Annotated in this window: 20 protein-coding genes, 1 tRNA gene and 2 pseudogenes; 14 read left to right on the top strand and 9 right to left on the bottom strand. The window is 30.3% G+C overall.

Annotation, left to right across the window (positions count from 1 at the left end):
* From AC1RYN_RS15315 to AC1RYN_RS15270, 10 genes and pseudogenes are all read left to right on the top strand, one after another.
* A pseudogene (locus tag AC1RYN_RS15315) lies at window positions 1-3,054 on the top strand (SusC/RagA family TonB-linked outer membrane protein); the annotation flags it as partial.
* Window positions 3,055-3,066: 12 nt separating this feature from the next.
* Entirely contained in the window at window positions 3,067-3,753 is a 687-nt protein-coding gene (locus AC1RYN_RS15310; protein ID WP_481807641.1) for a RagB/SusD family nutrient uptake outer membrane protein, read from the top strand.
* Between the two features lie 410 nt (window positions 3,754-4,163).
* A complete protein-coding gene (locus AC1RYN_RS15305) occupies window positions 4,164-4,541 on the top strand; it encodes a hypothetical protein (protein WP_481807640.1) in 378 nt (125 codons plus the stop codon).
* 19 nt (window positions 4,542-4,560) lie between these two features.
* On the top strand, window positions 4,561-5,190 hold the full coding sequence (locus AC1RYN_RS15300) for a substrate import-associated zinc metallohydrolase lipoprotein (protein ID WP_481807639.1): 630 nt from the start codon (window positions 4,561-4,563) through the stop codon (window positions 5,188-5,190).
* A gap of 37 nt (window positions 5,191-5,227) precedes the next feature.
* Window positions 5,228-5,299, top strand: a complete 72-nt coding sequence (locus AC1RYN_RS15295; RefSeq protein ID WP_481807644.1) for a hypothetical protein — start codon at window positions 5,228-5,230, stop codon at window positions 5,297-5,299.
* A complete protein-coding gene (locus AC1RYN_RS15290; RefSeq protein ID WP_481807638.1) occupies window positions 5,292-5,429 on the top strand; it encodes a hypothetical protein in 138 nt (45 codons plus the stop codon). Before AC1RYN_RS15295 ends, AC1RYN_RS15290 begins: the two co-directional genes overlap by 8 nt.
* Before the next feature lie 50 nt (window positions 5,430-5,479).
* Window positions 5,480-5,674, top strand: coding sequence for a hypothetical protein (locus AC1RYN_RS15285; protein ID WP_481807637.1), 195 nt, complete (start codon window positions 5,480-5,482; stop codon window positions 5,672-5,674).
* Window positions 5,643-5,930, top strand: a complete 288-nt coding sequence (locus AC1RYN_RS15280; protein ID WP_481807636.1) for a DUF4302 domain-containing protein — start codon at window positions 5,643-5,645, stop codon at window positions 5,928-5,930. The genes AC1RYN_RS15285 and AC1RYN_RS15280 overlap by 32 nt, the downstream gene beginning before the upstream one ends.
* Entirely contained in the window at window positions 5,911-6,153 is a 243-nt protein-coding gene (locus tag AC1RYN_RS15275; protein WP_481807635.1) for a hypothetical protein, read from the top strand. The genes AC1RYN_RS15280 and AC1RYN_RS15275 overlap by 20 nt, the downstream gene beginning before the upstream one ends.
* 67 nt (window positions 6,154-6,220) lie before the next feature.
* Window positions 6,221-6,736 (top strand): hypothetical protein, encoded by a 516-nt coding sequence (locus AC1RYN_RS15270; protein WP_481807634.1) that lies wholly within the window; start codon window positions 6,221-6,223, stop codon window positions 6,734-6,736.
* A 261-nt stretch (window positions 6,737-6,997) separates the two neighbouring features.
* Here the strand turns inward: AC1RYN_RS15270 and AC1RYN_RS15265 are convergent, their stop codons facing one another.
* Complete coding sequence (locus AC1RYN_RS15265; RefSeq protein WP_481807643.1) at window positions 6,998-7,168, bottom strand: STN domain-containing protein; 171 nt, start codon at window positions 7,166-7,168, stop codon at window positions 6,998-7,000.
* A gap of 214 nt (window positions 7,169-7,382) precedes the next feature.
* Between AC1RYN_RS15265 and AC1RYN_RS15260 the strand changes: the two genes are divergently transcribed.
* Window positions 7,383-7,583 carry a hypothetical protein gene (locus AC1RYN_RS15260; RefSeq protein ID WP_481807633.1) on the top strand — a complete coding sequence of 67 codons (201 nt, stop codon included), beginning with the start codon at window positions 7,383-7,385 and terminating at the stop codon, window positions 7,581-7,583.
* Here the strand turns inward: AC1RYN_RS15260 and AC1RYN_RS15255 are convergent.
* Window positions 7,577-7,864, bottom strand: a complete 288-nt coding sequence (locus tag AC1RYN_RS15255; protein ID WP_481807632.1) for a CAP domain-containing protein — start codon at window positions 7,862-7,864, stop codon at window positions 7,577-7,579. The genes AC1RYN_RS15260 and AC1RYN_RS15255 overlap by 7 nt on opposite strands.
* A gap of 489 nt (window positions 7,865-8,353) precedes the next feature.
* Between AC1RYN_RS15255 and AC1RYN_RS15250 the strand changes: the two genes are divergently transcribed.
* Entirely contained in the window at window positions 8,354-8,569 is a 216-nt protein-coding gene (locus AC1RYN_RS15250; RefSeq protein ID WP_481807631.1) for a DDE-type integrase/transposase/recombinase, read from the top strand.
* Between the two features lie 561 nt (window positions 8,570-9,130).
* On the opposite strand, the gene AC1RYN_RS15245 is transcribed toward AC1RYN_RS15250, so the two are convergent.
* The 7 genes and pseudogenes from AC1RYN_RS15245 to AC1RYN_RS15215 form a co-directional block, all read right to left on the bottom strand.
* Window positions 9,131-9,373 (bottom strand): lipocalin family protein, encoded by a 243-nt coding sequence (locus AC1RYN_RS15245; RefSeq protein WP_481807642.1) that lies wholly within the window; start codon window positions 9,371-9,373, stop codon window positions 9,131-9,133.
* An 851-nt stretch (window positions 9,374-10,224) separates the two neighbouring features.
* A tRNA-Tyr gene (locus tag AC1RYN_RS15240) sits at window positions 10,225-10,305 on the bottom strand.
* A gap of 612 nt (window positions 10,306-10,917) precedes the next feature.
* Window positions 10,918-11,286 (bottom strand): TlpA family protein disulfide reductase, encoded by a 369-nt coding sequence (locus tag AC1RYN_RS15235; protein WP_481807630.1) that lies wholly within the window; start codon window positions 11,284-11,286, stop codon window positions 10,918-10,920.
* Window positions 11,287-11,391: 105 nt separating this feature from the next.
* Window positions 11,392-11,700, bottom strand: a complete 309-nt coding sequence (locus AC1RYN_RS15230) for a hypothetical protein (protein WP_481807629.1) — start codon at window positions 11,698-11,700, stop codon at window positions 11,392-11,394.
* A 562-nt stretch (window positions 11,701-12,262) separates the two neighbouring features.
* Complete coding sequence (locus tag AC1RYN_RS15225; RefSeq protein ID WP_481807628.1) at window positions 12,263-12,553, bottom strand: KTSC domain-containing protein; 291 nt, start codon at window positions 12,551-12,553, stop codon at window positions 12,263-12,265.
* Between the two features lie 48 nt (window positions 12,554-12,601).
* On the bottom strand, window positions 12,602-12,769 hold the full coding sequence (locus AC1RYN_RS15220; RefSeq protein ID WP_481807627.1) for a J domain-containing protein: 168 nt from the start codon (window positions 12,767-12,769) through the stop codon (window positions 12,602-12,604).
* A gap of 209 nt (window positions 12,770-12,978) precedes the next feature.
* A pseudogene (locus tag AC1RYN_RS15215) lies at window positions 12,979-13,232 on the bottom strand (hypothetical protein).
* Between the two features lie 88 nt (window positions 13,233-13,320).
* Between AC1RYN_RS15215 and AC1RYN_RS15210 the strand changes: the two are divergent.
* Window positions 13,321-13,878 (top strand): hypothetical protein, encoded by a 558-nt coding sequence (locus AC1RYN_RS15210; protein ID WP_481807626.1) that lies wholly within the window; start codon window positions 13,321-13,323, stop codon window positions 13,876-13,878.
* Complete coding sequence (locus AC1RYN_RS15205) at window positions 13,865-14,017, top strand: hypothetical protein (protein WP_164998683.1); 153 nt, start codon at window positions 13,865-13,867, stop codon at window positions 14,015-14,017. The genes AC1RYN_RS15210 and AC1RYN_RS15205 overlap by 14 nt, the downstream gene beginning before the upstream one ends.
* The last annotated feature ends 104 nt before the right edge of the window (window positions 14,018-14,121 follow it).

Below are 14,121 nucleotides of genomic sequence, written 5' to 3'. Positions count from 1 at the left end.
ATTTAAAAGAGGTTGTGATTACAACTGGTTATGAAAAAACTTCAAAAAGAACTTTTACAGGAGCGATTAGCAAAATTTCTGGAACAGAATTAAAAGTTGATGGAGTCGCAGATATCAGTAGAATGATTGAAGGAAAAGCGGCTGGGGTTACAGTTCAAAACGTTACAGGTACATTTGGTACAGCTCCTAAAATTACAGTGCGTGGATCCTCTTCAATTTTTGGAGATACCAAACCGTTATGGGTTATTGATGGTGTTGTACAAGAAGATATTATCAATATTTCATTTGCGGATTTAGCTTCTGGAAACTCAGAAACCTTATTGAGTTCATCAGTTGCAGGTTTAAACTCTAATGATATCCAGAGTATTGAAATATTAAAAGATGCTTCGGCAACTTCTATTTATGGATCAAGATCTTTAAATGGGGTAGTGGTTGTAACCACTAAACAAGGCCGTAGAGATTCTCCTTTAAAAGTATCTTACTCGTTAGAACAAACCGCTAGAGCTGTACCAAATTATAGTCAATATGATATCTTGAATTCACAAGAATCGATGAGTATTTTTAAAGAAATGGAATCTAAAGGGTATCTTGATTTACCTTCAACTGTTCAAGGAAGATACGGTGGAGTATATAATATTTTAGGAAGAGCTATTAATACTTATGTACCTGAAACAGGTGGTTATTTGGTTAACAATGATCCAGTTAGTCGTAATAATTTTTTAAAAAAGTATGAGCTAGCCAATACAGATTGGTTTAAAATTCTATTCAGACCTTCTATAACACAAAGTCATTCTTTGAGTTTTTCTGGAGGAGGAAAAAACAATACGTTTTATGCGTCTTTAGGATATTATACAGATCCAGGATGGACTATTGCCGATAATGTAAAACAATTGTCATCAAACATTAAAGGGACATTTTTTATAAATGACAAATTAAATATTACTTTATCTACAATGGCTTCTGTAAGAAATCAGCTAGCTCCGGGTACCTATGAAAGCCAGAAAGATCAGGTTTTTGGGAAAGTGACGAGAGATTTCGACATTAATCCTTTTAGTTATGTTTTAAACACGAGCAGAACGTTAAGACCTTACGATGAAAATAGAAACTTAGAATATTATCGTAATAACTGGGCTCCTATGAATATTATTAATGAGTTAAATACTAATTATCTAGATATTGATGTAAAAGATATCCGTTTTCAGTTGGATTTAGATTATAAAATAAACAAACATTTAACTTATAACCTTACAGGGTCTGCTCGTTATGCCAATACAACAAGGGAGCATAAAATCCTAGAGGGATCGAATGTTGTTGGTGCCTATAATGCAATGGAAACTACAATTGTAAGAGATGCAAATATTTTTTTATACAAAGATCCAAATGATTTATCTACGCCACCAGTATCTGTTTTACCTAATGGAGGATTTTTAAGAAAGTTCAACAATGATATGACATCTTATAATATCAGAAATAGTGTAAATTATAGAAATACATTCAATGATAAACACGAAGTAGAAGGCTTTTTCGGTACTGAGTTACGATCTTTAGATAGAAATAGTGATAATTTTACAGCAGCAGGAATTCAGTATGACAGAGGTCTAACTGCATTTACTGATCCTAGAATTATTGAAAAAATAATCAATGAAGGGAATTCTTATTTTGCATTTAATGCAGAAAAAGAACGAACTGTTGGTTTCTTCGGAAAAGTAGGTTATACCTATGATCGTCGTTATACTGCATCGTTTACAGGACGTTATGATGGTTCTAACAGACAAGGAAATAGTGGTTCTTCAAGATGGTTACCTACCTATACTTTTAGTGGTAAATGGAACGCTTCTGAAGAAAAATTCATGCAAAACTCAAAGGTTGTAAATAATTTAGCATTAAGAGCTTCTTATGGACTTACAGCAACTGCCGGCCCTGCAACAAACTCTTTGGCTATATATAAAAGTATGATAGCTAATCGTTTAAATTTAGATGATAGAGAAACAGGTATTGAAATTGATCAATTGCAAAATGGAGATTTAACTTGGGAGAAACAATTTGAAACGAACATTGGTTTAGATTTAGGATTGTTTAACAACAGAGTGCAATTGGTAACCGATGTTTACAGACGTAAAGCCTTTGACTTAGTTGATTATGTAGTAACATCAGGTATTGGTGGGCAAAGAATTAAGCAAGGTAATAATGCAAACATGGAAACCAAAGGTTTGGAGATTGGTTTAACAACACAAAATATTGTAAGTAAAGATTTTAAATGGTCAACAACATTTAACTTTTCAGTATTTAATCAGGAAATTACAAAGTTAGAAAACCAGCCAACAGTTTTTGATTTAGTTGATGGAAATGGAGGAAATGCTATAGGACGTCCTAGAAATGCTATTTATTCTTACCAATTTACAGGTTTAAATAACCAAGGATTACCAACATTTATAATGCAAGATGGAGAGTCAAAATAACATTACCGGAGCTAATTTTCAGGATAATAATAAAGTAACGGATTATTTAAAATATGAAGGATCAATTGAGCCAAATAAATCATTTGGTCTTGCAAATACTTTTACTTACAAAAATTGGTCATTATATGTATTTTTCGTTGGATCAGCAGGAAATAAAGTTCGTTTGAATCCTATTTATGATAGTGAATATGATGATTTAACTGTTTTCACAAAAGACTTTACTAACAGATGGATAAATCCAGGTGACGAAAACATTACTAATGTTCCAGTTATTGCAGATAAGAGATTAAATGCGAACTATGATGGTGCACGTACGCTTGCAAGAGCATATAACACTTACAATTACTCGGATGTTAGAATAGCTGATGGTGATTTTGTGCGATTGAAAAACATTTCAATAAGTTGGGAATTTCCTAAAGAGTTTAAAAGAAAGTTAGGTCTAAATACTTTTACTCTAAAAGGATCAGCAGTTAATCCTTGGTTAATTTATTCAGATAAGAGATTAAACGGTCAGGATCCTGAATTCCGTAATACAGGAGGAGTTGCATTTCCTATCACTTCTCAGTATACATTTACTTTAAATCTTTCATTATAATAGTATTCAATTATGAAAAATATAAAAATAACGCTATCATTATTATTACTTATAAGTATTAGTAGTTGCGATGAGTTTCTTTCAGAAACACCTGATAATAGAACACAAATAGATACTCCAGAGAAAATATCAGAATTATTAGTTAATGCCTATCCAATAGGAGGAACATATATGGATTTTGCTGAAACAATGTCTGATAATGTTACTGATGGAAGATTAGTAGAGACATTACCTAAAAATGAGCAGAATTATAATTGGGAAATGCAAGATGAAACGGATATAGATACTCAGGCAAACTATTGGGATGCCTGTTACAGAGCTATTGCACATGCAAACAAGGCATTGCAGGCTATTGAAGAACAAGGATATCCGGCTAATCTGAACGCACAAAGAGGAGAAGCATTATTGGCCAGAGCCTATTCCCATTTTATGTTAGTGACATTCTGGTCTAAGCAATATAATCCTGCAACTGCAGCAGCTGATTTAGGTATTCCATATGTAACTGAACCAGAAGAAGTATTGATTAAAAAATATACTAGGAATACTGTTGCAGAAGTTTTTGATTACATTCAAAAAGATATAGATGAAGGTTTAAAATATGTAACAAACGAGTATAAAGAACCAAAATTTCATTTTAATAAAGAAGCAGGAAAAGCATTTGCAAGCCGTTTTTATCTTAATAAAAGGAGACTGGGCTAAAGTATTGCCCTTAAGAAGGATTAGGATCTAAACCAGCTGGAAAAATTAGAGATTATTTAGCGTATACAGGTCTAGACCTAAACATCCAGTTTGTTGATTATGCAAAACCAGAGCATACTACAAACTTATTAATAGTTTCATCCTATTCAATATATTCTAGAGCGACTCAACAAAATAGATTTTATTTAAGGTCAAATCAAGCGATTGATATTCTTGGAAGTGGAACAAATATTTATAACAAAGACTGGTATTACAGAACATTTTCTTATAATAGACTGACAGAATTTATTCCTAAGTACAAAGAGTATTTCAAGTATACTAATCTAACTGCTAATATTGGTCAACCTTATTTAGGGACTGTACTTTTATCTAATGATGAATTTTATTTAAATAGAATTGAAGCACTCGTAATGGCTAATAGAATTGCTGAAGCTAATACTGAGTTGGAATTCTTTTTAGGGATGAGAACAAAGTCTTATAATGCTGCGACAGATAAGTTAACAGAAGCTAAAGTTGTTGCTAAATATCCAGTAATTGCCAATGAGTATACTCCATTTTATGATATGACTCCAGTACAGACATCATATATAAAAGCTATTGCAGAGGCTAAAAGAAGAGAGTTTATTCATGAAGGAATGAGATGGTTTGATATAAAACGTTTTAATCTTGAAGTAAAGCATGAAATTTTCAACCGCCCAACAAATATTTTAGCTAAAGATGATAAACGTAGAGTATTACAAATACCGCTTAGCGCATCTAGTAATGGCGTTGAAAAAAATCCTAGATAAAAACTTAATATAAAGTAGTATGAAAATAATAAATCAATATAAAAAAATAGCATTAATTGCAGGAGTAGTTCTTATTTTCTCTAGTTGTGGTCATGAAGACCAACCTAAGGAAAGCCAATTAAATTTTAATCAGCCTGTACAAACAGAGCTGGACAAATGGATTACGACCAATTATCTTAATCCGTATAATATTTATGCACAATATAAGTGGAATCAGAATACGGTTGATAATAGTAGGTTTTTATTTCCTCCTACTATCGATAAAGTACAGCCAGCCTTAGAAATTGTTCAAAAAATATGGCTAAATAGCTACTTAACCATTGGAGGTACAGATTTTGTTAAAAAAATAGCACCGAGAGAAATTGTTTTGGTTGGTGGAGTTAATATGAATGATAATGGTACCAGAACTTTAGGTATTGCAGAAGGAGGACAAAGAATAACCCTTTTTGAAGTAGATAAGATTAATAGAAAAGATCGCGCAAATGTTTCACAGTTTATTCATACGATTCAGCATGAGTACATTCATATTTTAAATCAGACGAAACCTTTTGAAGAGCAGGCATGGGGTAAAATAACTCCTTCTGGATATACAGCAGCCTGGCATCTAGAAAGTACTGAGGCATCGAAGAGAATTGGGCTTTATAACTAATTATGCAAGGAATAATATTGTTGAGGATTTTGCTGAGATGTCATCAGTAATTTTAGTTAATACTAAAGCAGAATACGCAGCTATTTTAGCAGGAATAAAAAGTGACTAAAGGAAGAGAAGATATCAAAAAAAAGGAAGCTATTGTAGTGAAGTACTTCAAAGATGCTTTTGATATGGATTTCTATGCATTAAGAGATGAGGCTGAAAAAAACACGACAATTGTAATTAATGGCAATTAATAATTAGTAATTACATATTAAGTTCGAAAACATTAACTTAAAAAAACATTATGAAAATAAAATATTTATATAAGTTACTAATTGTTGCTTTTGTAGCAATTCAATTAGTTGCTTGCAGTAACGGTGATACTGAGGAAAAGTTTGAGGAAGCACCTACTGCAAGAACAAATGCTCAGTCTAAAAAATTAGATGAGTTATTACTTTCCTCAGAGTATGGTATGGAAAGCCGTTTATTTTACAGATAATACACAACTGGGAGGATATACCCATTTATTTAAATTTGCTCCTGGTGGGAAAGTAACAATGGCATCAGATTTTGATAGTGATACAAAAAAATATGATAGTCAATACGAGATTCAGCTTGGTAGTACTGTAAGTGTAGTTTTTACTACAGCCAATAGAATACATCTTTTATCAGATTCTAAACTCATACCCAACCGAAGATTTAAAAGGACAAGGCTATCTGGGGGATTTTCAGTTTTTGTTTTATGGAGAAGATAAAGGGGATATTGTTTTTAGAACCAACCGTAAGTCTCAGGAATTGCGTTTTGTAAAAGCCACTGCTGCAGATTGGACTAATTTGTCACAAAATATTGCAATGGAGACTAATGTAATTGGAGGAATATACGACGACCACTTTTTAGACTTTTGGAAACTAATGACGGAACGACTGTACGCCAATTTGATTTTAATTTTGATGAATTACTCGTTTTGCTACTGCTAATCCAGTTGCTGCAGGTTTTTCTGAAAGTTATAATATAGGTATTGGGTATTCTCCAACTGGAATAGTAGTGAGTCCTGCCATTGTAATTAAAGACCAAGCTTTATCTGAATTTGTTTATAATGATGCTGATGGTAGTTTTACAGCAACTGGAACAAATGGAGTATCTGCTACTATTAAGTATAGTAATAAACCTTTAGCTTTAACAGACGACTATAAAATCCTTTTAAAAGGGCAACCAACAACTGGATTTGGATATATAGCATCGATTTTGAGTAATACTACTGGGAATTCCCTTTTATGTAAAACATTATTGAATGAAATAAACACTAGTTTACCTACTGCACAAAAGGTTAATAGAATTGAATTTACTTTTAATGATGGAGGAGATAGTTATATAGCGTATAGTTTTACGGGAGGAAAAGCAACTCTATATCATAATGTTGATGTTATTGAAGATGCCGCAAACAAAACCGTTATCCTCAAGCATATTTCATGGCAAACGGCAACTGCACTTGTTGCAGAACCTGTATTACTTGAAAAAAATAGATCAGGAATTAACAAATCCAAAAGGGGTGTATGTTAAGAGAGAAAGTTTTAAACTTGCAGGAGTACCTAATACAGTTTATACTTTTACTTCTTCTGCAAGTAATTTTAGATTAGCAACTTATGCTTTTCAATAGTTAAATAAAAAAATAATTTTACAATAAAAACCAGTAAAGTCAGTAGTTTTACTGGTTTTTTTGTTTTCAGAAGGGAGTAATATATTTAAACGTTACCTACTGATAAGTATGTATATTCTATTGTTTCTTTAGCAGTTAATTAAGGTTAATATTCTAGTTAATACTTAAAAATGACTAGATTTTTTTTGTAGAATAATATGATTATTGATTACCAAATAAGTTATATTATATGGTTTTAAGAGTTCAATAAGAACATCTGAAAGAGCGATCTTATTTGCTTCAATACTCACTTTTGGTTTCATTTGAAGAATTCTTGAATTATATGAAAACTTTATTTCTGCGTAAATTGCAAGTTCGTTTATTACTTACTCGAAACTTACATTCTTAAGTGATATAGTGATCTTCTTATTCATGATATTTTGGTTTCTTAAATTGTTTGCCATCATTTCATTAGGAAAAAGAAAAATTTGAATTAAAAAGAAATATTTTTTTAATCCTTTAAAGATTGGGAATTGATTGCTATTACTCTTTCTCATAATTCATAAAAAAATGGAGCAAATTCTTGAACAAAAAATAGGAGGGGAATATTTATATATAAAAAATAATATAAGAATAAAAAAAGACCTCCTCCTTATTTTTGTACCAAAAAAAACTATCACAAAAGTTCTTGAACAAGGAATTAATCAAGGTAAATTTAGCAAAAATATTGGTGTAATATTTTTTACCATTAATTTTACTCTCTGTTACTGAGATTCCAAAATGAGTAAAATCTCCTTCAATGATTTTTTTTGTGGCCCAGTTCTTATCCAGGCATTAAGTGTAGCTTGTGAAGTTTTATAATTATATGCTACGTTTTCACTAACTTTTATAGCTCTTAAAACTTTTATTATATTTTGATATCGGTCATTGAAACCATTGTGATTTACTGTGTTGCTTGAAATCAAGTTATTGTGTTCTTCGCATATATAAGAAATATGATCGTTCATTGTTAAAGTATTAAGCCCCATACTAATTCGATAATCATTTATCAATCTGACGGTTTCTAATTCAGAAGCATTATATTTATAATCTTTCTTTATCCGAAGCGCAATATTTATAATGTATTTATAGTTTTCTGATTAACAGGAATTTATGTTTAAAGTGGTATTTGCAATAAGTATAATAAATAATCTATTTAGTTTAAAAGTAATCATTTTTAAAATCGATAAAATTCGTTGCTCATTTTTTTAGAGCAAAATAACAGTATAAAGTATTGGAGATGAAAAAAAAAGCTACTCATATATACGTATACGTAGGCCTGCGTATTCGGTAAGATTCTTTAAAAAATAAATACTAGCTCTATGAGTTTAAACTTCTATGTGTTGAGGAGGTTCTGTCGCATTTTGGAATAACTTTATCTTTATAATTTTAAACCCGTCGAAAAATAAATTAAAGGTCATTGTTGTCCAAAGTCTATTATTCTGCAGGCAGTATATTTTAAGCTTAGGTTTACTTTAAGTTATCGAGATGTTGAAGAAATAATGAAGATAAGGGGAGTGATTGTGGATCATGCTACGATCCAACGCTGGGTTTATAAATTTACACCTTTCATTGAATCAGAGATGAAGAAGAGAAAAGGTAGAGTAGGGCAAGCTCAGAGATTGGATGAAACCTATATCAAAGTAAAAGGTATTTGGTGTTATTTATATAGGGCAGTTGATAAATTAGGCAATACGGTTGACTTTCTTTTTGACTAGAAAAGACAGAGAATGAGGGCTCAGTGTTTTCTAATTAAAGCAATTAGTAATAACTACAAAACACGAGTAATAAAGCAGTGATAAAAGCGGTTCTAATACAGCAGCGATCAAAGTATATAACAAGTGTTCGTTCTCAAAGATTAAAATCCAGCAATGTAAATACCTTAACAATGTTGTCGAACAGGACCATCGTTTTATAAAGTGGTGCATACAAAACGGATTAGGCTTTAAAGGTTTTGAATCGGCCAGACAATTTTAAATTATTTAAATTCTTATATTTTACTCTGACAGATACGACAGAACCGTATTTATAGGGTTCTGGAAATATTTTCTATAAAAAACAACTCCTTGCAAAAAATATCAATATAATAAGAACGTCTGACTGTATTTTCAATAATACGAAAATAGAGCTAGTTTAGTTATTTTCCTAATAATTTCTTTTTTATAGCAATAAAAAAAGCCCTCATTTCTGAGGGCTAATAGTTTCTTTTAATAAAACTTTCTTAGCAAACAACTATAGGCTGTTCGAGTTATCTAAAAAGATAACAAATAATTTTAATGTTATCTTTTAGTGTATTTAACAATATAATCCCTGTCTTTTAATTCTAGCTCTTTTTCTGTGCTTTTCATAATTATATAACTAGTAGTATCTACTCCCGATGTATGATTTCCTATGCTTTCAGCTACCAAAATTAATTTTCCATCTTTTTTCCACCATTTTTTATAGAGTAAAGTTGCCATATTGATGGATTCGGCAATGCTATCGTTTTTAAGTATAAAACCTTGTACTTCTTTGGCATTAATAGGATTTGGCTCTACCCATGAACCTATTAAAGAGCTTGTATTACTAACTTCTTTTATGTCAGATATTTTTTCATCAGTTGTATCTTTTTATTATTTTTTTACAAGAACTAAAAAGTAATACTAGAACTGTAATTGATAACAATATATTTTTCATACAATAGAATTTAAATAATTAATTAGGTTTCATTACTATAAACAATATTTTGCGTTTTTTTATTGTAGAACTTCATTCCCTTTTTTAAATTTTTATAACTTTCAGAATGAAAATGCCAACAACAATATTACAATGTCTCTAGATTCTCTTTATGTTTTAAGCGGGATGTGCTATAATAAAAAATGCGAAAGTTTATATGTTTCACGTTGTCTCAGGGAAGTCTCTTAAATTAAGACTTTAAAAAGCAAATAGATTCAAGCCTGTGAAAAAACAATATTAATTGATGGATTTTATTATTCAAAAGTATTTGATTAGTGCTGTAGCCTTTAATAATGTATTGTCTTTTAGTAATTTGATTTTACTAATTAGAGATGTTTTTAACAAATTTAGGATTTTATTTCTAGTAAATGAATTTAAAGAATAATCAAAAATAGGTGAAACTTTTTTTTAATTTAAATCTTGAATATTACTCATATTTAACCTTATGTAATTTACTTAAATAGAGATTTCAAATTTGCTTACCACTCAAATCTGCCACGATTCTACCATAAAAATTTTGAGTATTTTTATAAATTTTGAAAACTGTCTTAAATGCAAAAAAACCTGCGAATCCTAGGATTTGCAGGTTTTACTACGTTTATTGCTGGTTTTTGAAAAGATTGAAAAAGTGACCTTTTTACTTCTTTTACCCTTTTAGTGGGGAGAGCAGGATTCGAACCTGCGAAGTTTTCACAGCGATTTACAGTCTGCCCTCGTTGGCCGCTTTGAGTATCTCCCCGAAGCCCGTTTTGTCTTGCGTTGTTGTGCTTGACGGGTACAAATATAGGAAACTTTTTAGATTCTGCAAACTAAAATCGTACTTAATTTTGAGTTTATTTTATGTTGTTTTTTAAATCCTTGGTATTGAATAAAATAAAAAACTATGATTAGGTAAAAAAAAATGTTTTATTTTTAATGTTGATTATACAAGGTTAAATTCTTTATGTTTTTTGTTTTAAGTCCATCATTTCTCAAGTATTTTAAGCATTTTTTTGATGAATTGATTGCGGGTATTATGAAATAAATCTTATTTGATTATTGAAGTTTCTAAAAAAGGTAGCTATAGACTGTATTTTGTAGTAAATGATCAGCTAATGAAGAACATTTTTTTATTTTTAAATAGTTTAATGTTGAGTCGCGATTTTGTTTGATAGAGAGATAAGTCTTGACTTTAGGTTTTTTCAGATGCGCAAAGTATGAAAAACTATAATGAGATAAGGAAAAGCTAGTATTATGTAATTATGTAACACTTTTTCAGACACTTAAATTGAATAGATGTATTCTCAATGTTGAATAAAACAAAAAAATCTCCACTAAGGAGATTTTTTTTGTTTTATTCTAAAAATTGGTATTATTTGGCTAAAAGCTCAATAATTTTTGCTTTGAGTTCATCACCTCTTAAATCTTGTGCTACTACTTTTCCTGATGCATCTAATATAAATGTTGCAGGAATTGATTGAACGCCGTATTGAGCAGCAATTGGCTCATCCCAAAATTTTAAGTTAGAAACTTGCGTCCAAGTTAAATTATCTTTAGCAATAGCTTCTTTCCAAGCTTTGGCATCTTTATCTAAAGAAACGCCAATAATATTAAGACCTTTTGAATGAAGCTCTTTGTAGATAGCTACAACATTAGGGTTTTCCTTTCTACATGGACCACACCATGAAGCCCAAAAATCTACAATAGTAACTTTGCCTAAACTTTCTTTAAGCGATACCATTTTCCTCTGGATTAGGAGCAGAAAAATCTGACCTTCAGTTTGCGCTACCAACTGGAGGAGCACTAGCACCAACAGCAGGCATTTTCATTTGACCGATTTTTTCTTTTATTTCTTTACCGGCTTAGTATTCTTTACAGACTCATCTAAACTAGAGTAAATAGCTTCAGCTTTTTTCAAATCAGTTGAAGGATCGTTTAACATCCCTTTGATGATTAATGCACTAATGAAAGATTTTGGGTGAGACTCAGCATAAGTAGTATACTTCGCTTTTGTTTCATTTTGAACATCACCTTGAATTTTCATAAATTCTTTCATTAAACCATTGATTACTGCTGTATCTTTAGCTTGTTGAGCAGTATTCATAGTTGCAGTATTTTTTTTCTGGAAATCAACTAATTTCTTTTGAACTTTCATAAGCTCATTATTGAATTTTACATACTCATCATTATTGTATGTTCCAGAAATTTTAGATTTATGGATGCTGTCTTTATCTACAACAACTGTAATCTCTCCAGTTTCAAGGATAAAAGGAATAGGACCTTGAGCTCCTTTGTAACTGTAATATGTGAAATGCAGGCTTCAGTAACTTTACCTTTAATTTCGAATTTTCCATTCCTCAACTTTAGCATCAACAGAGATTGGAGCTCCAGTAGCTGGATCTTGAGTTTGTAGGATTATAGTTTTCCGTTTTCAATTCCTTTTGCAGTTCCAGTAATAGGTATTCTCCGTTTTAACTTTGTTGCATGAAATTATTGCTATAGAAGCAGTAAGTAAAAAAAATATTTTTTTCATTATTAATTAGTTAATTGATTTGTGGAACAAAAGTATTTAAAATTATAAGACATAAATAATTTTGTAACCTAAAATTTTGTTATAGTTTTTTGTAGGGTAAAAACTTCGTAATCAGTCTGTTTGATGCGGTTTTAGTAAGTAGGAGCTACTCTTTTATATTTATTTTAAAATAAAAAATAATAATTTATGTGTTTTTGCAGCAAAAAAAAGCATCCGCCAGTGGTGGATGCTTTTTTATAAGAACTATAAATTTAGTCTTGATTTGTTTTCTTTCTCCAAGTAAAAGAGTTAAGAAGTACTGTTCTTTTGCAAATCTTCCAGGAGAATCTGCATTTACCATTTTTACGTAAGTAGCTTTTGGTACGCTGATGTATTCATAAACACTACCATTTGAGAAATCAATAATTAATCTTCCTTCTACAAATTTGTAATCTGTAATAGATGAAGTCACGATTGTTTCTGTATATTCTGGCAAGTTTAGTTTAATTGTCTCAGGATTGATACTTCCAAAAAATGATAAGCTTCAATAACGATTTCTTTTCTCTTCTGCTTCTTTTAAACCAGCATCGTTACCTTGAAATTTGTCAGGATGACATTCTTTCATAGCATTACGGTAAATGGTTTTTAAATCTTTTAATTCTGCAGTTTTGTCTACATTAAGTAACTTGCGGTATTCAACTATTTTTTTCATAAATAAGATAACTACTTGTCTATTAGATTGAAATTAATATTTGTTTAATTCAAAAAAGACAAATTTTTTGCAAAGGTACACTTTTTTTTAACTTTTTACTTTCGTAGTAAAAAATATAAAAAATATCTAAAATATTGATTTTGAGATGTAAAAAATGTGCTATTTATTTAAACCGCGTATGAAAGTTTAAAACTTTGAAAATAATCGTTTTATTTTTGTTCAGGTTTATTATTTGCTTTGTCAAAGTTTTTTGACTTTTTTGGATATTTGTTATAACTGATATCGCTTGGATTTTCGATTATAGACTTTATAGTCGTATCCAATCTCCAACTACGTGATTAGCATGTCCCATCTTGTAATCCAAAAGGTATATACCACAAAAATAATTGTTATTTTCGTCCTTCTCCATTATTCCTGTATAAACCCCTTTTTGTAACATTTTTTCTTGAGAAGCTTTTGTCATGATATTTTTATTTAAAAATTGATGATGCAAAGTTAATCAATATATTGTTTGGTTTAGGGAGTTCGTGACAATCTGAGTATATTTGCACATGCAAAAAAACTTTAGACCCAATCCAAATTCGTTCAAAAATACATTTTGTGTTTTTCAGGAAGTAACCATGAATGAGGTTGAGGGATTAAAAATTCAGTTTGAAAGTAAGGCAGGGAGTACCTATTATTATTCAGATTTAGGGATGTATCGTTTTTCAAATCATTGGGGAAGATTAGCCAATAGTAAATGGCGTTTAGTAGCTTTGGAACCAGAAACAGAATCTAAATTTAAATTAGGTTTTGCAGCTTGGAGTTCTTTTTATCCTGATAATGCTATCGATAAATTGTATTATATTGAGGCTGATTTTAATAAGAACAATGTCAATTATCAACATAAAAATAATCCAGAGTACGACAATAAAGCGATACTCAGAACAAGTTTCGATACAGCAAAAAGAATTAAACAAATAAGGAATTTACAGCAATTAACTTCATGGGCAAAATATTTTGATTATGATGATATTGCTGCTTTACGAGAATCAATTATAAATGAACTTATTTTTACCAATAAAACATTGGAAGAAATTAAAAAGAGATACAATAATGGGAAGGAATAACGAAAGGAATATCAAGAAACACAACGATAAGTTGCACAAAGCACAAGATAAAGCAAAACAGGCTGTAATTGCGCGTAAGGAGAAACTAAAAGAAATTGTAAAGAAATTTAATGAAGATAAGTCTTCATCTGAAAAATAATATATAAATAAATGGAAAACAATAAATTCAACGGTTTAAAAGAAAGTGTTCAGGAAATTATAGATTTAATTGCTGCAAAACAAAATAAATCTGCAAATAATAAA

The organism is Flavobacterium sp. TC780 (assembly GCF_056783245.1).
The sequence above is the reverse complement of the archived record's forward strand: the minus strand, read 5'-3'. Positions and strand labels throughout refer to the sequence as shown.